The organism is Mycobacterium sp. 050134 (assembly GCF_036409085.1).
Classification (GTDB): Bacteria; Actinomycetota; Actinomycetes; order Mycobacteriales; family Mycobacteriaceae; genus Mycobacterium.
Window position 1 is genome coordinate 53,844 of record NZ_JAZGLV010000010.1, and the last position, 19,168, is coordinate 73,011.

General features: G+C 69.1%; 18 protein-coding genes. 5 read left to right on the forward strand and 13 right to left on the reverse strand.

What is annotated here, in order from left to right; genetic code table 11:
* The first annotated feature begins 6 nt into the window (after positions 1 to 6).
* The 3 genes from SKC42_RS13685 (at position 7) to SKC42_RS13695 (ending at position 3,844) form a co-directional block, all read left to right on the forward strand.
* Complete coding sequence (locus SKC42_RS13685) at positions 7 to 636, forward strand: helix-turn-helix domain-containing protein (RefSeq protein WP_330964842.1); 630 nt, start codon at positions 7 to 9, stop codon at positions 634 to 636.
* 92 nt (positions 637 to 728) lie between these two features.
* Positions 729 to 2,384: a GMC family oxidoreductase gene (locus SKC42_RS13690; RefSeq protein ID WP_330965001.1), complete on the forward strand. Its 1,656-nt coding sequence runs from the start codon at positions 729 to 731 to the stop codon at positions 2,382 to 2,384.
* A gap of 23 nt (positions 2,385 to 2,407) precedes the next feature.
* Positions 2,408 to 3,844 (forward strand): GMC family oxidoreductase, encoded by a 1,437-nt coding sequence (locus SKC42_RS13695; RefSeq protein WP_330964843.1) that lies wholly within the window; start codon positions 2,408 to 2,410, stop codon positions 3,842 to 3,844.
* A gap of 16 nt (positions 3,845 to 3,860) precedes the next feature.
* On the opposite strand, the gene SKC42_RS13700 is transcribed toward SKC42_RS13695, so the two are convergent.
* The 7 genes from SKC42_RS13700 to SKC42_RS13730 all read right to left on the reverse strand — a co-directional run bounded on the left by SKC42_RS13700 (position 3,861) and on the right by SKC42_RS13730 (position 11,913).
* Positions 3,861 to 6,536: a fumarate reductase/succinate dehydrogenase flavoprotein subunit gene (locus tag SKC42_RS13700; protein ID WP_330964844.1), complete on the reverse strand. Its 2,676-nt coding sequence runs from the start codon at positions 6,534 to 6,536 to the stop codon at positions 3,861 to 3,863.
* The gene (locus SKC42_RS13705) at positions 6,533 to 7,270 is read right to left on the reverse strand and encodes an ABC transporter ATP-binding protein (protein ID WP_330964845.1); all 738 of its coding nucleotides are present in this window, start codon (positions 7,268 to 7,270) and stop codon (positions 6,533 to 6,535) included. Before SKC42_RS13705 ends, SKC42_RS13700 begins: the two co-directional genes overlap by 4 nt.
* The gene (locus tag SKC42_RS13710; protein ID WP_330964846.1) at positions 7,267 to 8,124 is read right to left on the reverse strand and encodes an ABC transporter permease; all 858 of its coding nucleotides are present in this window, start codon (positions 8,122 to 8,124) and stop codon (positions 7,267 to 7,269) included. Before SKC42_RS13710 ends, SKC42_RS13705 begins: the two co-directional genes overlap by 4 nt.
* On the reverse strand, positions 8,121 to 9,557 hold the full coding sequence (locus SKC42_RS13715; RefSeq protein WP_442932132.1) for an ABC transporter substrate-binding protein: 1,437 nt from the start codon (positions 9,555 to 9,557) through the stop codon (positions 8,121 to 8,123). Before SKC42_RS13715 ends, SKC42_RS13710 begins: the two co-directional genes overlap by 4 nt.
* A 10-nt stretch (positions 9,558 to 9,567) precedes the next feature.
* Positions 9,568 to 9,795: a 4Fe-4S dicluster domain-containing protein gene (locus tag SKC42_RS13720; protein ID WP_330964848.1), complete on the reverse strand. Its 228-nt coding sequence runs from the start codon at positions 9,793 to 9,795 to the stop codon at positions 9,568 to 9,570.
* Positions 9,792 to 10,547: a GntR family transcriptional regulator gene (locus SKC42_RS13725; protein ID WP_330964849.1), complete on the reverse strand. Its 756-nt coding sequence runs from the start codon at positions 10,545 to 10,547 to the stop codon at positions 9,792 to 9,794. The genes SKC42_RS13720 and SKC42_RS13725 overlap by 4 nt, the downstream gene beginning before the upstream one ends.
* A 115-nt stretch (positions 10,548 to 10,662) precedes the next feature.
* Positions 10,663 to 11,913, reverse strand: coding sequence for an MFS transporter (locus SKC42_RS13730; RefSeq protein ID WP_330964850.1), 1,251 nt, complete (start codon positions 11,911 to 11,913; stop codon positions 10,663 to 10,665).
* Positions 11,914 to 12,102: 189 nt separating this feature from the next.
* Here SKC42_RS13730 and SKC42_RS13735 point away from each other — a divergent pair, with 189 nt between their 5' ends.
* The gene (locus SKC42_RS13735; RefSeq protein WP_330964851.1) at positions 12,103 to 12,897 is read left to right on the forward strand and encodes a COG4705 family protein; all 795 of its coding nucleotides are present in this window, start codon (positions 12,103 to 12,105) and stop codon (positions 12,895 to 12,897) included.
* Positions 12,898 to 12,960: 63 nt separating this feature from the next.
* On the forward strand, positions 12,961 to 13,212 hold the full coding sequence (locus tag SKC42_RS13740; RefSeq protein WP_330964852.1) for a hypothetical protein: 252 nt from the start codon (positions 12,961 to 12,963) through the stop codon (positions 13,210 to 13,212).
* A gap of 7 nt (positions 13,213 to 13,219) precedes the next feature.
* On the opposite strand, the gene SKC42_RS13745 is transcribed toward SKC42_RS13740, so the two are convergent.
* The 6 genes from SKC42_RS13745 to SKC42_RS13770 all read right to left on the reverse strand — a co-directional run bounded on the left by SKC42_RS13745 (position 13,220) and on the right by SKC42_RS13770 (position 19,156).
* A complete protein-coding gene (locus SKC42_RS13745; protein WP_330964853.1) occupies positions 13,220 to 16,066 on the reverse strand; it encodes an aminotransferase class I/II-fold pyridoxal phosphate-dependent enzyme in 2,847 nt (948 codons plus the stop codon).
* An 84-nt stretch (positions 16,067 to 16,150) separates the two neighbouring features.
* On the reverse strand, positions 16,151 to 16,534 hold the full coding sequence (locus SKC42_RS13750) for an antitermination protein NusB (protein WP_330964854.1): 384 nt from the start codon (positions 16,532 to 16,534) through the stop codon (positions 16,151 to 16,153).
* On the reverse strand, positions 16,531 to 17,004 hold the full coding sequence (gene nusB, locus SKC42_RS13755) for a transcription antitermination factor NusB (RefSeq protein WP_330964855.1): 474 nt from the start codon (positions 17,002 to 17,004) through the stop codon (positions 16,531 to 16,533). The genes SKC42_RS13750 and nusB overlap by 4 nt, the downstream gene beginning before the upstream one ends.
* A gap of 2 nt (positions 17,005 to 17,006) precedes the next feature.
* Complete coding sequence (gene efp / locus SKC42_RS13760) at positions 17,007 to 17,570, reverse strand: elongation factor P (protein ID WP_330964856.1); 564 nt, start codon at positions 17,568 to 17,570, stop codon at positions 17,007 to 17,009.
* Positions 17,571 to 17,701: 131 nt separating this feature from the next.
* Positions 17,702 to 17,962 (reverse strand): hypothetical protein, encoded by a 261-nt coding sequence (locus SKC42_RS13765; protein WP_330964857.1) that lies wholly within the window; start codon positions 17,960 to 17,962, stop codon positions 17,702 to 17,704.
* Positions 17,963 to 18,046: 84 nt separating this feature from the next.
* Positions 18,047 to 19,156 carry a M24 family metallopeptidase gene (locus SKC42_RS13770; RefSeq protein ID WP_330964858.1) on the reverse strand — a complete coding sequence of 370 codons (1,110 nt, stop codon included), beginning with the start codon at positions 19,154 to 19,156 and terminating at the stop codon, positions 18,047 to 18,049.
* Positions 19,157 to 19,168: the final 12 nt, after the last annotated feature.

Consider the following 19,168-nt stretch of genomic DNA (forward strand, 5'->3'; position numbering starts at 1 on the left):
CGCGGCGTGCTGGACGGCGCCTTCCGGCTGTTGCAGGCGTTGCCGGACGCCGGGCGTGATCACCAACACAGCGAACTGGCACGGATCACCGGGATTCCCCGGTCGTCGGTATACCGCCTGATTTCGCAATTGCAAGCGGTCGGCGCGGTGGAACGCCTCCCCGACGGAAGGTATGTGCCGTCGGCACTACTGGCGGATATCGCTCGACGCGCCGATCCGCACGCCGAGCTGCGGGCAAAGGGGGTGGCGATGATGCGAGCCCTACGCGGCCGCACGGGCGCGACGATCTCGCTGGTTGTCCCCAAGGGGAGTGGCTATAGCGCCCTGGAAGTGGTGCCGGGGCGGGTGGCCCTCGCCACTCCCATTCACACCGGTATCGAGATGCCGAGTGCATCCGCGGCGGCGCTGGTCTTCGACCCCAGTGCGGCACCGGAGCGAGCCAATCCGGTCAACGGCTGGGCCAATGACGACGCGCGCGTGTATTCGGAACTGACCTGCTACGCGTCGGCCGTTCGGGTCGGGGGACGCATCGAGGCCGCCCTGCAGATTTCGACGCCGGTCGAACGGCCATCCAGTCGATTCGCTACCTTGATCCGCCGCGCCGCGGACCAGATCGCCAAACAGCTTTCGGCATAACGCATCTTCCGGGTGTCCGCTGAGCGGACAGCTACGTGACCGAGGGTTTCGGCCTGCCTAGCATGGGTGTTCGAAACGAACGGAGTCGTCGAATGACCATGAGCACCAACGCGAGCGGGGCGCCGACCGAATGTGTTGCCCGCTATACCGACGCCGAATTCGATCGGAAGGTGCAGGCCAATCAGCGGCACCTGCGCGCCGCGCTGCGCAGCGTGTACGACTTCGTGGTGTGCGGCTCGGGGTCGTCCGGTTCGGTGGTTGCCCGCAGGCTGGCCGAAAACCCCTCCGTCCATGTGCTTTTGATCGAGGCCGGCGGCGACGACAATGTTCCGGCCGTCGTCGACCCGACGGCCTGGGCGACGAATATCGGCAGTGACCGGGACTGGTGCTATAGCGGCGAGCCGGACCCAAACCTTGACGGTCGCCGATTGCAGATGGCAATGGGCAAGGTGCTCGGTGGCGGATCGAGTATCAACGCAATGGTCTGGTCACGCGGGCATGCCCGTGATTGGGACCTCTTCGCCAAAGAGTCGGGCGATCCGGCTTGGGGGTACCAGTCCATATCGGACGTTTACCGACGGATCGAGGATTGGCGCGGGAAACCCGATCCGATGTTCCGCGGCACCGGCGGGGAGGTCTACGTCCAACCGGCGCCCGACCCGCATCCCGTCGCCCTGGCAATGCTGCGGGCCGCCAAGGCCAATGGGTTTCCGCATTTTGAAAACCCCAATGGCCGCATGATGGAGTCCGAGCGTGGGGTGGCGATCGGGGATCTGCGGGTGTGCGGCGGCGAGCGGCTGTCGATCTTTCGGACCTACACCTACCCGTACATGGATCGCCCGAATTTGACCGTCCTTCCCGAGGCATTGGTGACACGGGTGATCGTCCGCGGGCTTCGAGCACAAGGTGTCGAGCTCGTCTACCGCGGACGGACCCACATGATCGCTGCCGCCGCCGAAGTGGTGCTGTCGCTGGGTGCGATGAACACGCCGAAGGTGCTCATGCTGTCCGGGTTGGGTGATCGGGATGAACTTCGCGGTCTAGGCATCGACGTCCGGCGTCACCTGCCGGGGGTCGGCAAGAATCTTCAGGATCACACCGCGTTCGATTGCGTCTGGGAATATCCCGATACCGCTCTGCCACTGCGCAATAACGGATCGGAGGTGGTGGTGTTCGAACACATCGACGCCGCGAGCGACACGCCCGACATCTTCATCTGGCAGGCGGAGGCCCCCCTGTCCACACCGGACAACATCGCGAAGTACGGCCTGCCGGCTTCGGGATGGACCATGTTCTCGGCAATCGCCCATCCGCACAGCCGGGGACGGGTCGGTCTCGCCAGCGCCGATCCGACGGCCCCCGTGCGCATCAGCACCAACGCACTGGCGGAACGCGCCGACGTCGACGCGGCGCTCGCCTGTATCACCTTGTCCCGCGAGATCGGAAACTCTGCCGCACTGAGCTCGTACGTCAAGCGTGAGGTGATGCCCGGCAACCTGTCCGGCGGAGAGCTGGAAGCATTCATCCGCAACGCGACACGCACGTTCTGGCATCAATGCGGCACCGCCAAGATGGGGCGCGACGACATGTCGGTGGTTGACGGCGCGTTGAGGGTCCATGGCGTCGACAATCTCCGCGTCGCCGACGCCGCCGTGATGCCCCGCATCACCACCGGCAACACCATGGCGCCGTGCGTCGTCATTGGCGAGCGCGCCGCGGATTTGTTGCGATCCGAGCACCGAATCTGATGGCGCTCCCGAGGAATACCGACATGAACCGCTTCGACTACGTGATCGTCGGCGGGGGCACCGCCGGCTGTGTGCTCGCCGCACGGCTGTCCCAGGAATCCGGCAACCGGGTGGCGCTGGTGGAGGCGGGCCCCGCCGTGGGGCCCGAACGCATGTCGGATCCGGCAGCAGCGTTCACGCTCTGGGGATCCGAGGTCGACTGGGGATATTCCACCGCTCCGCAGCCGGGCACGTGCGGCGCCGTGCACCCCTATCCTCTTGGACGTGTGCTCGGGGGATCGAGCAGCATCAATGCGGCCCTGCACCTGCGGGGCGACCGCACCAGTTACGACGCGTGGCAAAGGCTCGGCGCCGACGGCTGGAACTACGACTCGCTACTGCCGTACCTTCGCCGCTGCGAGGGCGCTACTGGGCGCGATCCCGGTCCGCTCGCGCAAGCGTGGTCCGAGGCCGCCACGGAGGCCGGCTATACGGCGGAATACGCCGCGATGAACGTGGTCGACGGGCGGCGACATAGCGCGGCGGACGGTTACCTGAGGCCGGTGCTCAATCGCCCGAACCTGATGTTGTTCGCCGGCGCGCTGGTGACGCGCCTCGTGGTGAGCGGAACACGTTGCACCGGAATCGAGTACCGATCGCAGGGGGCGATTCACGCACTGCATGCGGATCGCGAGGTGCTGATCGCCGCCGGGGCGATCGGGTCTCCCCACCTGCTGATTCGGTCCGGAATCGGCGATGCCGACGAACTGACCACCGCGGGCATCCCGGTGCGGCACCACCTGCCGGGCGTGGGAAAAAACCTGCACGACCACGTGATCGGGGGGATCGTTTATCAGTTCAGGGAACCCCTGTCGCGCAACGCCGCATCGGGCCCGCTCCCGTATGTCGTGTGCCGGAGCCAGAAGGACTCCGACCCCGACATACAGCTCATCCTCAATCCCGGTGCGTGGGCGCCGCGTTGGGGCAAGTCCGCTGCCGTCGCGTACTCGATCATGTTCGCGCTGATGTTACCGGCAAGCCGGGGAACGGTGCGGGCGACGTCCGGGGACCCCACCGCACCACCTGTCATCGACCCGGGGCTCCTAACCGACGAACACGACCTCGACCGGATGGTGCGGGGCCTGCGGTTGGCTCGCCGGATCGGGGCAGGGCGACCGCTCCGGCAATGGTTTCGCGCCGAAATCACCCCGGGCGCCGGAGTTTCGGGCGGCGAGGCCCTTCGCGACTTCATCCGCAGCAGCGCAAGCACCTACTTCCACCCCGTCGGCAGCTGCCGGATGGGTAGCGACACCCTCGCGGTGGTCGACAACGCTCTGCGCGTCCGCGGTATCGACGGCCTCCGCGTCGCGGACGCATCCGTGATGCCGACGATCGTGTCCGCCAACACCAACGCCACCGTGCTCGCCATTGCGGAACGCGCCGCCGAGATTGTGGGCGGCACCAGCGAGACGCTGGGATAGAACCTGCGAATCCCCATTAGCCCAACGCCCGGCGCGCGTAGGCCCGCACATCGGCGTCGCTGTCCTTCAGCGCGACGCCGAGCGCGTCCCGGGCCGCCGGGTGTTCCGCCCAACGCGTGAGGCTGAGCACCGCCGCCTTGCGCACGTCGAGGTGCGCGTCGTCCAGCGCCTCGGCCAGCCGAGGCACGGCGAGGTCCGCGGGTGCTCCCGCCAGCGCCCGGGCCGCCCCCTCCCGGATTTGCCAGGCGGGCGCCCGCAGCGCCGACTCGATCGAGGCGATGTCCGCAGCGTCGCAACCCAATTGGCCCAGGGCGGTGAGCGCGGCCGCGCGCACCAGGGGGTCGGGATCGGCGATCAGCGCCCGCACCGCGTCCTTACCCCCACCCAGCGTCGCCAGGCCGCCGGCCGCGGCGATGCGGACCTCGCGGTTCTCGTCCTCGCCGGCCGCGACGACGCCCGCCACGTCGTCGACCGACACCAGCGCACGCACGCCCTCGAGCCGCACCCGGGGGTCGGGATCGGCGACGGCGCGCCGGTAGTCCTCGGGGGCGCCGGCCCGGCGGGCGGCCAGCAGGTAGACGGCCGCCGCCCGCACCACGGAGTCCGGTGACCCCAGGTGACGCCGCGCGCTGGAGGGTTCGGGCAGCACCTCCACCAGCTCGCGGATCCCGCCGGCGGCCGTGCGCCGCACCGCGGCGGCGTCGTCGTTCAGCGTGGCGAACAGCGCGGACGCGTAGCCGTCCGGGATGTGCTCGGTCAGCGTCGCCACCGCGGTTTGGCGCACCCCCGGATCGGCGTCGGTCAGGTAGGGCCGCAGACCGGCAATGCTCGGCTCCTCGAGGGCGAGCACCTCGGCGATGCGCGGCGAAGGTGGCTCGAATGCCGTTGCGGACGAGGATATCCGGGACTTGGTGTTGGCCGGTGCCTGTCCACCGATCAGCGGCGGCTGCTCCACCTCTTGCACGGTCTGGTCGGCCGGTGGCAGTCCGTCCAGCTCCGGCACGGCAACGAAGTAGGGCGCCACCGGTCGCTTGAGGAACACCATCTGACCGTCGGCACCCTTGCGCAGGTTGAGGTGATAGCCCCACTGGCTGTCGTCGCGCCCGGGCAGGTCGGCGCGGTCGTGATAGAGCCCCCACCGCGATTCGGTGCGGGTCAGGGAGGACCGCGCGGCCATGTCGGCGCAGTCCCGGATGAAGGAGACCTCGACGGCACGCATCAGCTCGTGCGGGTCCCGGGCGCCCATCTCGGCGATCTCGCCCCGCATCCGGTCGAAGGTGCGCACCGCGATCGACAGCTTGGCCGCGGTCTTCGGCGGCGCGACGTAGTCATTGACGAACCGGCGCAGCTTGTACTCGACCTGGGGTTGCGGCGGCCCGTCCGGATGCCGCAACGGGCGGTAGATCAGTTCGTGCGCTTCGCGCAGCTGATCCGCCGGGAGTTGTTGCGGCGCCGCGATGTCGGCACAGGTCGACGCGGCGTCCGTGCCCGCGAGGTCGCCGAAGACGAACGCCCCGATCATGTAGTTGTGCGGCACGCACGCCAGGTCGCCCGCCGCGTACAGCCCGGGAACCGTGGTGCGGGCGTGCTCGTCGACCCAGACCCCCGAAGCCGAATGCCCGCCGCACAGGCCGATTTCGGAGATGTGCATCTCGATATCGTGGGTGCGGTAGTCGTGGCCGCGGTTGGCGTGGAAGGTGCCCCGGGTGGGCCGCTCGGTGGTGTGCAGGATGCCCTCGAGCGCGCTCAGCGTCTCGTCGGGCAAGTGGGACAGCTTGAGGTAGATCGGCCCGCGCGCGGAGTCGATCTCGTTTTTGACCTCGGCCATCATCTGTCCCGACCAATAGTCGGAGTCGACGAAGCGTTCGCCGTGCGCGTTGACCTGGTAGCCGCCGAACGGATTGGCCACATAGGCGCAGGCGGGCCCGTTGTAGTCCTTGATCAGTGGGTTGACCTGGAAGCACTCGATTCCGGACAGCTCCGCGCCCGCGTGGTAGGCCATGGAATACCCGTCACCGGCGTTGGTCGGGTTCTCGTAGGTGCCGTATAGATAACCGGACGCGGGCAGGCCAAGCCGCCCGCACGCCCCCGTCGCCAGGATCACCGCCTTGGCGCCAACGGCGACGAATTCGCCGGTGCGCGTGTGCAGCGCGGCGGCGCCCACGGCCCGCCCGTCCTGCACGAGGACCCGCACCGGCATCAAACGGTTCTCGATGCGGATCCTTTCCCGCATCGATTTCTGCCGCAGCACCCGGTACAGCGCCTTCTTGACGTCCTTGCCCTCGGGCATGGGCAACACGTACGAGCCTGAGCGGTGCACGCGGCGCACCGCGTACTCGCCGTGCTCGTCCTTCTCGAACTTGACCCCATAGCGCTCCAGCCGCTGCACCATCGCAAAGCCGCGGGTCGCGGTCTGATAGATGGTGCGCTGATTGACGATTCCGTCGTTGGCTCGCGTGATCTCGGCGACGTAGGCCTCGGGTTCGGCCTTGCCCGGTATGACGGCGTTGTTGACCCCGTCCATGCCCATCGCCAGCGCGCCGGAGTGCCGCACGTGGGCCTTCTCCAGCAGCAGGACCCGCGCGCCGTGCTCCGCGGCCGACAGGGCCGCCATCGTGCCGGCGGTGCCGCCGCCGATGACGAGCACGTCGCAGTCGAGGCGGACCGGTGTCACATCGGGCGCCTGCATCATGCGGCCTCCGAATGGTCCAGCGCGGCAATGATTTCGGCGCGCAGCGCGGCACGCGGCAGATCGGCGCGCGGATCCGGCACGTCCAGCAGCGCGCGCAGCGGCCGCCCCGCGCGTCCCAACACAGCGATCCGGTCCCCCAGCACCAGCGCCTCGTCGACATCGTGGGTGACGAAGACGATGGTGGTCGGGTGCGCACGCCAGGTGTCGATCAGCAGCCGCTGCATGGCGGCGCGGGTCTGGGTGTCCAGCGCCCCGAACGGCTCGTCCATCATCACCGCGCGCGGCGCCCCCGCCAGGCCGCGGGCCAGCTGGACGCGCTGGCGCATCCCGCCGGACAGGCTCTTGGGCAGGTAGTGGCCGAAGCCGCCGAGCCCGAGTTCGTCGATCCACCGCTCGGCCTGGATTCGCCGGGTGGCGCGCGGTTCGCCCCGCAACCGCAACGCCAGTTCGATGTTGGACCGCACGGTGCGCCACGGCAGCAGCGCGTTGTCCTGGAAGACCATGCCGCGATCACCCGACGTGGTGGTGACATCGTCGCCGTCGGCCAGCACCCGCCCGCCCTCGGGAGGCAGTAGGCCCGCCAGCGCGCGCAGCACCGTCGACTTCCCGCAGCCCGACGGGCCGGTCAATATCAAGATCTCCCCCGGCCGCACGGCCAGGCTCAGTCCGCCGATCACCGGAATCCCGGTGTACGACAGCGAAACCCGGTCCAATTCGAGGCTCATCGCCGTCATCGCCGGCCCTCCTCCGCCCGCGGGAGCCAGCGGGTCACCCGCCGGCCCACCAGCTCGACGGACGCCGACGTGACGAAGCCCAGCACCCCGATGGTGATGATGCCGACGAAGACCTGCGGGTAGGCCAGCACCGTGTAGTCCTGCCAGGTGCGGTAGCCGATCCCGAGCCGGCCGGAGATCATCTCCGCGGAGATCACGCAGATCCACGCGACCCCCATCCCGACCGACAGGCCGCCGAAGACGCCCGGCAGGATGCCGGGCAGCACCACCTGGGTGAGCACGTCGGCCCGGCCGCCGCCCAGGGTGCGCACGGAGTCCTCCCACAGCGTGGGCAGCGCGCGCACGGCGTGCCGGGTGCTGACCATGATCGGGAAGACGGCCGCCAGGAAGGTGATGAAGACGATGCCCGCCTCGTCGGTCGGGAACAGCAGGATGGCCACCGGCACAATCGCGATTGCGGGGACGGGCCGGGCCAGCTCGGTCAGCGGACCGACGATGTCGGCGAACAGCCGGGACCGCCCCAGCAGCGTGCCCGTGGCCACGCCGACCACGGCGGCCAGCCCGAAGCCGGTGAGGATCCGCAGTAACGACTGCGCCACGTCGAGCCAGTACTCGTGGGCGCCGAGCCGGTGCTGCAGCGTGGCGACGATCTGGGTCACGGTGGGCAGCGTGTCGAACCGCAGCAGCAGCCGCACCTTGCCGACGGTGAGCAGCTGCCACAGCCCGATCGCCGCGGCCACCGACGCCAGCCGCAGCAGCCGTGACCGCCACGGTGAGTCCAGTCGCCGCGGCGTCGCCGGTGCGGGCGCCGAGATGCCGCCGAGGACCTGCCCGGACACCGCGTGCGCCGTCATACCGAACCTCCCAGTGCCTGTTGATAGTTCATGGCGACGCTGCCCGGATGCCCCGTCGTGTAGCGGTGCGCGCCGGCGGGCGTGTCGAACGGAAGGTAATCGGGTCCGTCCTTGACCCATGTCGCCTTGTCGGCGAACCATCGGGTGCCCAGTTCCGCGTCGGGAACGTAGGCCGCGCGGATCTTGGCGCCGCGGCCGGTCGCCGCCCGGATCGCCTCCAGCAGGGCGGTCGGACTGGCGACGGGTTGCGTGGTGTCGGATCCCTCGACCCACAGCTCCCCGGCCAGGGCGGGGTCCCGCGGAAGCGTGTCGGGGTTGGCCTTCGCGTCTCGGGCCGAATCGTAGTCGCGGCCGCGGGCGGCGAATACCGCGCGCAGCGGCTCGTCCACGACGAAGCTTCCGATGTCGAGGTCGGCGAAGTCGCCGATCGACTTCAGGTACGGCACATCGCCTTTCAGCGCGTCGACCAGCGAGGGCTTCAGCGTGGTGTCGAACGACGTGCCGCCGGGGCCGTTGTACAGGTAGACCACCTCCTGCGGCAGCCCGCTGGCCTGGGCCACGACGCGGGACGCCTCCAGGGGCTTGGAGTCAAGGAAGTCGGTGGCGTCCAGCTGCGCCTGCAGGAAGGCAGCGAGCACCTCGGGGTGGCTCTTCGCGTACGACCGCCGGACCACGACGCCGTGCAGGGTGGGGAAGTTCAGCTCGGCGCCGTCGTAGAGCAACTTTGCCTTGCCCTGGTAGACCAGCAACGCTGGCCAGGCGACGAATTGCGAAAGCCCTTGAACCTGTCCGGATTCCAGCGCGGAAGCGCCGATCTGCGGTTGCTGGTTGAACACCTCGACGCCGGTGACGCCGCTTTTGGCCAAGGCTCGCACCAGGGTGCCGTGCCCGGCCGAGCCGACGCTGGCCGAGACCTTGGAGCCGGTCAGGTCGGCCAGCCCGGTCGCCGGCGAATCCGGCTTCACCACCACCATGTTGAGCGCGCCCCGCGGGTTGTACCCGGTAACCGACACCATCTCGGTTTTGGCCAGCGGGTTGGCCTGAGTCTTGGAGCCGTTGATGAGCAGCGGGTAATCGCCCATCGACCCGATGTCGATCTTCTCGGCGAGCATCTGGGCGGTGATGGGAGCGCCGGTGTCGTAGTCCTGCCAGCGCACGGCGTATTTGGTGCCCGTGCGGGCGGTGATATCGGCGAGCCGGTGCTCCAGGTACCCCTGGGCGCGCAGCAGCGTGCCCGCGGTGACGGTGTTGATCGTCTTGGACTGATAGCCCACCACGACGTCGACCACGCCGGAGGACTGAGACAGCGATTCGAGCGAGCACCCGGAGATCAGCCCGGTGATCGCGCAGACGATCACGAGCGTAACGCCAGCGCGAATTCTGGCCCCAGCTTTCGCCGTGACGTTACGCTCACGACCCGACCAAAAGTCCATGAAACGCCCTTCAGCGCAGGAGATACGGCATGTTGACGGTGACGGCGCCGGTCGGACAGCGGGCCGCGCACGGACCGCAGTACCAGCACTCATCGACGTGCATGTAGGCCTTGCCGGTGTCGGGGTTGATGACCAGCGCGTCGAGCGGGCAGACCTCGACACACAGGGTGCAGCCCTCGATGCAGAGCGACTCGTCGATGGTGACCGGCACGTCGGCACGCTGGGATATCAGCGTCATAGCTTGCCCCTTATCAGGCTGCCGCGCATGGTGATTCGATCGCCCCGCATCCGGATATACTCCAAGTCAACGGGTCTGCCGTCGTCGAGGCTGGTGAGCCGCTCCAACATGAGCAGCGCCGCCCCGTCGGGCACCTGCAGCGTGGCCGCCGAATGCGCGTCGGCGGAGATGGCCTCGAGCGCCAACGATGCCGAGCCCAGCCGCTGCCCGCTCACCTGCTCGATGAGCGCAAAGAGGTCGTTGGTCTCCAGTGAATGGTCGAGGATCTTCGCGCCGATGTCCGGGGCCAGGTACGTCAGGTCCAGGCTGAGCGGCAGGTCGCCGAGGTAGCGCAGCCGCTCGACGAACACCGCCCGCTCGCCGGGCGCCAGGCGCAGCCGCCGCGCCACCGACGGCGGCGCGGTGACCGCCATGGCGGCGCGCACCTCGTTGCGCACCTCGCTGAGGTGCTTGAACGTTTCCTTCAGGCCGAGCAACGCGTCCAGGCCGTGGTCGTACTTGCGTTGCGCGACATGGGTTCCGACCTTGGGCCCGCGGTCGATCAACCCCTCGTGCTTGAGGGCGGCGAGGGCTTCGCGAACGGTGTTGCGGGACACCGAGAATTCCGCCGCCAACTCCTGTTCGGGCGGCAACCCGTGTGGGTAGTTGTCGGCGTGGATCTGCTGGCGCAGCACGTCGACGACCCGGCGGGCGCGGTCGGCCCGGGGTCCCCGGGATGACGAGATCGGTACTGGTTGCGCCACGGGGGTCACGCTAACGCAGCTCAGGGGCACTTTCGGGGTGCCAGCGGGCAGGCCGCGCGGGCCCGTCAGCGCATTCCGCCGGTTTGGGTTCAGCGTCGACCAGCGAGAATTCCCGCCCGTCGCGCTATTGCGCCACCCCGGAGCGGACGGTCTCTTTCCGATCCTCGTGAGCGGAATCTTCCGCGAGCCCTAGGTCGGTCGGCACCAGCGGCACCGCGGCCAGCGGGAATAACCCGCACAGCGCCCACGCCGACGAGTACCCCGACCCCAGGATCAGCGCGCCGAACAGCGGGGGCCCGGCACCGGCCATCAGCCGCTGCGCCGTGTTCTGCATCCCCAGCGCGCGTCCGCTCCAGAACGGTCCGGCGAACTCGGTGATCGCGGTGGCCTCCAATCCGTTGTCGAGCACCGCGACGACGGACAGCGAAAGCATCAGCAGCACGGCGAATCCCGACCGTGGGCCGTCGGTGGACGCCAGCAGAAACAGGATCAGCGCCGCGGCCAGCGCGATCGTGCGGACGGGCCGCATCCGCGAGCCGACGCGATCGGACCAGCGGCCGACCACGATTCGGCCCGCGGCCCCGAGTGCCTGGGAGAGGGTCACGAGACCGCCGGCGGCCGCCACCGACCAGCCGTGGTGATTCGTCAGCCATACGAGCATGAAGGTGACGGTGATCGTCTGCGGCACCATCAGCAGCCCGGCGACGGCATGGATTCGCCACAGCACCGACGATCCGCGATAGGGACTCGCCAGTTCCTGCGCGGTGGCCGCCCGGCGTGCCTTACGCGGCGGATCGACGATCCCGATCGCGCTGGCGACGGTCGCCACCGCGCACATCACCCCGAGGAACATCAACCCCCGGTGCGGGCCACGTTCCGACAACTCGGGCACCACCAGGGCACCCAGAGCGATACCCAGGGGTTGCGCCGTCTGGCGGATACCCATGGCCAATCCGCGTTGCCGCGGCGGAAACCACGCGGAGACCAGCCGACCCCCGGCGGCGTTGCAGCTGGCCGCGGCCATGCCGCCGAGGAACAGGTATACGCCGATCATCGCCATCGAATGGGCCGCTGCGGCCGCGTAGGCGGCGGCCGCCGTCAGCGCCGAACCCACCGTCAGCACGGCCCGCTCGCCCACCCGGTCGAGCAGATAGCCCCACAGAAATAGGGTGGCCACCATCCCCCAGCTGGGCATCGACGCCATCAGGCCGGCCTCGGTCAGCGAAATGCCACGTCGGGCCTGCAGTGACGGGATGAGGAATGCCACCCCGTTGATGAAGAGAAAGGATGTCGCCGTAACGCCCAGCGAGACAACCATGATCGACCATCGCGCCCCGGACCCGAGTCGCGGGGCGGTATCCGATTGCCCGGGCATTCATCCATGTTGGCACGGCCCAACGCGGGCAACGGTTCCCGTGACCACCTTGAATCGGTTATCTCATTGAAGGCAAAGGCGATTCCTAAGTTCCTCTCAGTTAATGGCGTGAATCGCCTTCACTCGCGACCGAATTCACAAAGGTGGTGGCGGTGGACACGGGGCCGGGTGGGACCGGAAGATGGGTGTGTGACTGACGACTGGGCACGTCGCGCCACCACGAAGGTGCCCGCGGTCACGCTGGGCTTCTGGGTGATCAAGATCCTTGCGACGACGCTGGGCGAGACCGGCGGCGACACGGTCACCATGACCTTGAACTGGGGGTACCTCGCGGGCGTCACGCTTTTCGGGGTGGCGCTGGTCGCCCTGGTGTCGGCGCAGATTCTCGCCAACCGCTTCCACGCGATTCTGTACTGGGCGACCATCGTGGGGTCTACGACGTTCGGCACCGTGCTGGCCGATTTCGCCGACCGCTCGCTGGGCATCGGGTACACCGGGGGTTCGCTGCTGCTCTTGGCGTGCCTCGCGGCCACCTTGGGGCTGTGGCGCTGGTCGGAGGGAACCGTCTCGGTGAGCACCGTCGCGACGCCGAGGGTCGAGGCGTTCTACTGGTCCACCATCACCTTTTCGCAGACGCTGGGCACCGCGCTGGGCGACTGGCTCGCCGACACCCGCGGAATCGGCTACGAACGCGGCGCCCTGGTCTTCGCCGCCGCGCTGGGCGCCGTCATCGCCCTGTACTACCTGACCCCGGTGTCGCGCGTGGCCCTGTTCTGGGTCGCGTTCATCCTGACGCGCCCCCTGGGCGCGACCGTCGGCGACTTCCTCGACAAGCCGGTCGCCGACGGCGGACTGGCGCTGAGCCGGCCTCTGGCCACGGCGGCCCTCGCGGCGCTGATCGTCGCGCTGGTCATCTTCCTGCCGCAACGCCCGGGACGTCACCCCGGCAACGCGAGGGGCGACACGCCGGCGGACCGCGCCTGACCACAAACGCCGCCGAGCCCGTGTCCACAGCGGATTTCCAGCGATCGCTCATACGCTGGGGGTGTGAGAGACGACGAACCGCCGAGACCCCACCGCCTCGTCGCCGCAACGCTGATCGGCTTGGCCGCCGCCTTCAGCGTGGGCGTGGCGGGAGCCCCCAGCGCGAGCGCCGATCCCAGCGCCTTCGGCGCACTCAGCTGCAACTGCCAGGAGACGGCCGCGCCCGGCAGCCCGGCCCGCAAGAACGAGGTGGCGCGGGGAATCCAACAGAGCCTGGCGGGCCCGTCGTCGCAGCCGGGACAGGCGCTCGGTTAGCGCAACCTCAGGCGCCCTCGGTGACCACCCGCGTTGCGCCGTCGCCGTTGGACGCGCCGTTCAGGCCGGCGGGTAGCTCGAACGGCGGGTACGCCGAACCCACCGCGGCCGTCGCCGCGTTCCGCTGGGCCTCCATGCGCGCCAGCGCCTCCTCGGTGAAGACCGACAACCCGAGGTCGGGGTTGTATCCGTGGATCTCCTTCACATCGAGCTGGGCGAGAAAGTAGACGATCTCCTTGGACACCACCTGGCCGGGGACCAGTACCGGGAACCCGGGCGGGTAGGGCACCACGAACGTGGTGGACACCAGGGTCTTGCCCTCGACCAGCCGGCGCCCGGCCATGCCGATCAGCACGTGCTCGCGGTCCGACTCCTCGTACCCGGCGTAGAACGCCGACCGCATGTCGCCGAACATGCACCCGTCGACGGGCTGGAAGGCGACGTCGAACTCGCTGAAGTCGGGGAGGTGCGGCAGGTCCTCGGTGACCTCCTCGACGTGGCGTCGCTGCAACGCCCGGTCCGCCACGCTGGCCGCGCTCTCAGTGCGGTCCAAATCCGTTGCGATGCGCCGCAACACGTCGAGCAGGTAGTGCACGCTCGACCAGGTGACGCCGATGGTGAAGATGAGCAGCACGCTGTTGATCGACGTCTTGTTGATCTGGATGCCGAACCGCTCCATCAGGATCTTCTCGCGGAAGTCGTAGCCGTTCATCCCGGTCTTGCCGATGAACAGGGTGACCCGCGTCGCGTCCAGCACGAACTGGTCGGACCGCCACGCCTCGTTCCACTCGGCCAGCGCGCCCTGCCGGACCTCGCGGTACGAGCTCACCGAAGACGCCCGGAACTCCTCGGGCACCAGGTCGGACTCGTCGAGGATGCGGAACCACTTGCTGATCAGCCGGTCCTTGCGGACCCGGTGCCGGAACACCAGCGCCATGTCGTAGGTCTGCCGAACCAGCTGGAAGCCCTCGATGTCGACCTGCCGGCGCGCCAAGTCGAGCGAGGCCAGCAGCTGCTGGTTGGGCGACGTCGAGGTGTGCGTCAGGAACGCCTCGCCGAAGGCGTCGCGCGCGAGCGCGTTGAAGTCCTGGTCGCGAACGTGGATCATCGACGCCTGCCGCAGCGCCGACAGCGACTTGTGGGTGGAGTGCGTCGCATAGACCCGCACCCGCGCGGTGGCGGGGTCCGGCAGCAGCCGCCGGTCGAGCCACTCCGACCGCTCGACACCTTCCATGCCCGCGGCCCAATCCCGGTATTCCTCTGCGTATTTCGGCGCGGCCAGCATCTGCTCGAGGTGCTGCGCGGACACCATCGCCGTCCGCTGCCGGGCCCAGGGCACGGCGGTGGCGAACGCGTACCACGCCTCGTCCCAGAGGAAGCAGATGTCCGGCTTGATGGCCAGCACCTCCTGCATCACCCGCAGGGGGTTGTAGACCACGCCGTCGAAGGTGCAGTTGGTCAGCAGCAGCATCCGCACCCGGTGCAGCTGTCCCGCCGCCTCGAGGTCGAGCAACGTCTTCTTGATCGTGTGCAGGGACACCGCACCGTAGATCGCGAACTCGGGCAACGGGTACGCGTCCAGGTACAGCGGGTAAGCCCCGGCCAGCACCAGCCCGTAGTGGTGCGACTTGTGGCAGTTGCGGTCGATCAGCACGATGTCGCCCGGCCGCGTCAGCGACTGCACGACGATCTTGTTGGCGGTGGACGTCCCGTTGGTGACGAAGTAGGTGTGGTCGGAGTTCCAGGTGCGCGCGGCCTTGACCATCGCCTTCTTGATGTTGCCGTGCGGGTCGAGCAGCGAGTCCAGCCCGCCCGAGGTGGTCGAGGTTTCCGCCATGAAGATGTTGCGCCCGTAGAACTCCCCCATGTCCTGCAGCGACTTCGAGTTGAAGATGCTGGCGCCGCGGGCGACGGGCAGGGCGTGGAATTGGCCGACCGGGGCCGCCGCGTAGGCGCGCAACGCGTCGAAAAACGGTGTGGAGAACCGGTTTCGCAAGCCCGCCAGCACGGTGCTGTGCAGGTCGGTCACGTCGTTGAGCCGGTAGAACGTCCGGTCGTAGACGTCGGGCTCGGTGTCGTCGCCGGCCGCGATCGACTCGTCGGTGAGCAGGTAGAGGTCGATGTGGGGCCGCAGCTCACGGATCCATTCGCCGCACTCGACCCAGTCGTTGGCGCGATCGGGAATGACCACGCCTTCAGCGTTCTCGTTGGGCCCCAACAGCGTGTTCATCAGCGGCACCCGGTCGCGGGACCGCAGCGGCAGGTCGTCGCGGATGATCGCGGCCTGGATCTCGCCGTTCAGCGCGACCGCGGTGATCGCGTCCTCCACGCTCGGCACGATGAGGAACTCGAACTGCACGTCGTCGGACGGGTCACGGAGCTCGCGCAGGCACTCGGCCAGGCTCTCCGGGGCGGTTTCGGGGGCGTCGTCGGCCAGCAGCACGGTGTAGAACTGCTGCTGGCGGGCGCGGGCCACCAGCTCCTGGTCCGCCAACGGCGCAGAGGTGTCGAAAAGCCCTGCGCGATCGCCGTATTCGGACAGCAGACGCACGGCCAGCGACACCTCTTCGGTGAGCCGCACGGTGGACAGGGCCTCCAGGTGCGCGCGGAAGGTGGCCAGGTTGTGGGCGCCCGGGTAGAGCCAGTACCGCTCGTAGGCGGCGATGCGGTCCATCAGGCGCTTCACGCGGGCGACCTCGTGAGCCTTCTCCAGCCCGGCCAGGTCGACCTCGGCGAGGTGGCGGCAGGCGTCGTCGAGCATGTTCCAGGTGTCGATCCGGGCGTACGACGGGTTGGCGACGGCCGCGAGGGCGGAGACCCGAAGTCGTCGCGGCTGGGCACTGTAAGGGTTCATCACGTCACCTGTCCTGCGTCATTGCAGCGCGTAGCAGCAGCCATTCTGTCCCGCGCGCGCCCGGCGCGGGATCGTTTCGCGAACCTAGCGCTCCGGCCGGTCCTCGGCGCCATCCCGATTGACGCGCGTGCTGTCCACCCACCGCAGCACCGGAAGCTCCCAGCGGCGCGCCGGCAGCTCGGTGACATCAGAGAGCGACCGGACCACGGACTGCGTCAGCCCCATGATGGCGGCCATCACGGGCAGCAGCGGCTGCAGCGGCTTGGCCGCCTGCCGGACCGTGCTGATGCGGTTGGCCACGACCAGGCGCTCGACACAGTGGTACAACCAGGCGCCGACGCCCAGCGCATAGATCGCCAGCGCCGAGGCGACGATGGTCAGCCCGTAGGCGGCGCACACGACTGCGCCGAGCACCACCGTCGCGGCCAGCACGGCGGCGACGACGGCGCGCAGTTCCAGCCGGCTCACGACTCGGGCCCGCGAAGAGCCTGGGCAGCGGCCCGGATCTGCGGGGTCACCAGCATGACCTGGCCCAACACCCCGTTGATGAAGCTGGGCGATTCGTCGGTGGACAGCTCCTTGGCCAGCTGCACGGCCTCGTCGACGGCGACCGGCTCCGGCACGTCGTCCGCGTAGAGCAGCTCCCAGACCGCGACCCGCAGGATGGCGCGGTCGACCGCCGGCAACCGGTCCAGCGTCCAGCCCTGCAGGTGCGAGCCGATGAGGTCGTCGATGTGGGCGGAGTGCTCGCCCACCCCGCGAGCCGCCGCCACCGTGTAGGGCTGCAACGGCGTTACGTCGGGATTCGCCTCGGCCAGCGCGGTCCGCACGTCGACGATCTCCCCCGCGCTCAGCCCGCGCGCCTCCGCCTCGAACAACAGGTCGACGGCGCGCTTGCGGGCGTGATGGCGTCCCTTGCCGGGCTTTCCGTCCGCCATGATCAGGCGTTGACCCGCCCCAGGTAGCTGCCGTCGCGCGAGTCGACCTTCAGCTTGTCGCCGGCATTGATGAACAGGGGCACCTGGATCTCCGCCCCGGTCTCCAGGGTGGCGGGCTTGGTGCCGGCATTCGAGCGGTCGCCCTGCAGGCCGGGCTCGGTGTGGGTGACCTCCAGCTCGACCGACACCGGCAGCTCGAGGTACAGCGGGGCGCCGTTGTGGAACGCCACCTGCACCGGCAGGCCCTCGAGCAGGAATCGGGCGGCGTCGCCGACCAGCGATTCCGGCAGCGGGTGCTGCTCGTAGTCCTGGCTATCCATGAACACGAAGTCCGAGCCGTCGCGGTAGAGGTAGGTGGCGTCGCGCCGGTCCACGGTGGCGGTCTCCACCTTCACCCCGGCGTTGTAGGTCTTGTCGACAACCTTGCCGGACAGCACGTTCTTCAGCTTCGTGCGCACGAACGCCGGGCCCTTACCGGGCTTGACGTGCTGGAACTCGACGATCTGCCACAGTTGGCCGTCGATGACCAGGACGAGCCCGTTCTTGAAGTCGGCAGTGCTTGGCACGGTCGGTATATCTCCTCGATGATGGCCGGTTGACGTCCGGGGATGGTCTTGGAGGCCTCACGAAGATGTCACGGAGCCCGCGGCCAGTGTACCGGCGGACGTGGGAGCCGATTGCCGGCCCAAGCCGCGCGTCAGCTAGCCGCGTGCGGCCGCCCGTCGCTGAGGTAGCAGCGCCGAAGCCGATCGATGTGGAACTGCGCCTCCCGCATGTCCCGGCGCAACGACATTGCTTCCGCCCGCAGCGCGCCGGCGCCGCCGGTCAATCCGGCGCGGTGCTGCCGTTCCACCCGGCCCAACTGCGCGGCCATCTCCCGCAGTTGGTCGTGCAGCGCGCGGATCAACTCGAGTGCCTGGGCGGCCTCATAGCCCACGACCTCATCGCCGTCCCCCATCCCGCGATGGTCGCACCCCGCCCCCGTGCGCAGAACCGGATTCGAGACCGGTCGAATAAGTGACAACGCACGAAGTGAAAATTGCTAGCCGAGCTCGGCCAGTTCCTTGGGGAACCGGGTCAGCAATTCCGGGCCGTGCCCGTCGGCTTCGTCCGGCACGGCCAGGGTGTCCTCGATGCGCACGCCGCCGCGGCCCGGTAGGTAGACGCCGGGCTCCACGGTCACCACGGAGCCCGCGAGCAAGGTGCCGGCGGACGTCGCGCCGATGCCCGGTGCTTCATGGATCTGCAGACCCACGCCGTGCCCCAACCCGTGGCCGAAGTTGTCGGCGTAGCCCGCGTCGGCGATGAGCCGCCGCGCCGCGCCGTCCACCTCGCGCAGTGAGGCCCCCGCGCGCAACGCCTCCCGGCCGGCGCGCTGGGCGTCGGCGACCAGCTGGTAGATCTCCAATTGCCAATCGGCGGCCTTGCCCAACACGAAGGTGCGCGTCATGTCCGAGTGGTAGCCGGCGACCAGGGCGCCGAAGTCGATCTTGACGAAGTCGCCATCGGCGAGCGCCGCGTCCGTCGGCCGGTGGTGCGGGATCGCAGAGTTCGCCCCGGCCGCCACGATCGTCTCGAACGAGATGGCGTCCGCGCCGTGGTCGAGCATCAGCGACTCCAGCTCGCGGGCCACCTCGCGTTCGGTCCGGCCCGGGCGCAGGCCACCACGCCCCACCAGGTCGGTCAGCGCCGCGTCGGCCGCCTCGCAGGCCAGCCGCAGCAGCGCCACCTCCCCCGCGTCCTTGATCTCCCGCAACGCCTCGACGGTCCCGGCCGCCCGCACCAGCTCGGTGCCGGCCTGCTGCCCCTCGAGCTCGCCCGTCAGCGCGTCGAAGCCGTCGACGGTGACCACGTGGCTCTCGAAGCCGAGTTTCCGGACGCCCGCCTCGGCCGCACGACCCGCCAGGTGGCGCGCCACCGCCCGCTCGATCGCGATCTCCAGCCCGTGCGCCTGCTCGGCGGCCTGGGTGCGGTATCGCCCGTCGGTGGCCAGCACCGCCTCGCGCTCGTCGCCGAACACCAGCAACGCGCCGTTGGATCCGGTGAATCCGGACAGATAGCGAACGTTGTTCAGGTCTGTGACCAGCATCGCATCCAGTCCGCTGGCGCCGATGCTGGCTTTCAGGTTGTCTCGCCGCTGGGAATGTGTCACGGCTCTTGACGG

Excerpts from the sequence above, each read along its gene's own strand:
- SKC42_RS13690 (WP_330965001.1), top strand. The coding sequence starts at position 729 with ATGACCATGAGCACCAACGCGAGCGGGGCGCCGACCGAATGTGTTGCC.
- SKC42_RS13695 (WP_330964843.1), top strand. The coding sequence starts at position 2,408 with ATGAACCGCTTCGACTACGTGATCGTCGGCGGGGGCACCGCCGGCTGT.
- SKC42_RS13700 (WP_330964844.1), bottom strand. The coding sequence starts at position 6,536 with ATGATGCAGGCGCCCGATGTGACACCGGTCCGCCTCGACTGCGACGTG.
- SKC42_RS13705 (WP_330964845.1), bottom strand. The coding sequence starts at position 7,270 with ATGACGGCGATGAGCCTCGAATTGGACCGGGTTTCGCTGTCGTACACC.
- SKC42_RS13710 (WP_330964846.1), bottom strand. The coding sequence starts at position 8,124 with ATGACGGCGCACGCGGTGTCCGGGCAGGTCCTCGGCGGCATCTCGGCG.
- SKC42_RS13715 (WP_442932132.1), bottom strand. The coding sequence starts at position 9,557 with ATGGACTTTTGGTCGGGTCGTGAGCGTAACGTCACGGCGAAAGCTGGG.
- SKC42_RS13720 (WP_330964848.1), bottom strand. The coding sequence starts at position 9,795 with ATGACGCTGATATCCCAGCGTGCCGACGTGCCGGTCACCATCGACGAG.
- SKC42_RS13730 (WP_330964850.1), bottom strand. The coding sequence starts at position 11,913 with ATGCCCGGGCAATCGGATACCGCCCCGCGACTCGGGTCCGGGGCGCGA.
- SKC42_RS13745 (WP_330964853.1), bottom strand. The coding sequence starts at position 16,066 with ATGAACCCTTACAGTGCCCAGCCGCGACGACTTCGGGTCTCCGCCCTC.
- nusB (WP_330964855.1), bottom strand. The coding sequence starts at position 17,004 with ATGGCGGACGGAAAGCCCGGCAAGGGACGCCATCACGCCCGCAAGCGC.
- SKC42_RS13765 (WP_330964857.1), bottom strand. The coding sequence starts at position 17,962 with ATGGGGGACGGCGATGAGGTCGTGGGCTATGAGGCCGCCCAGGCACTC.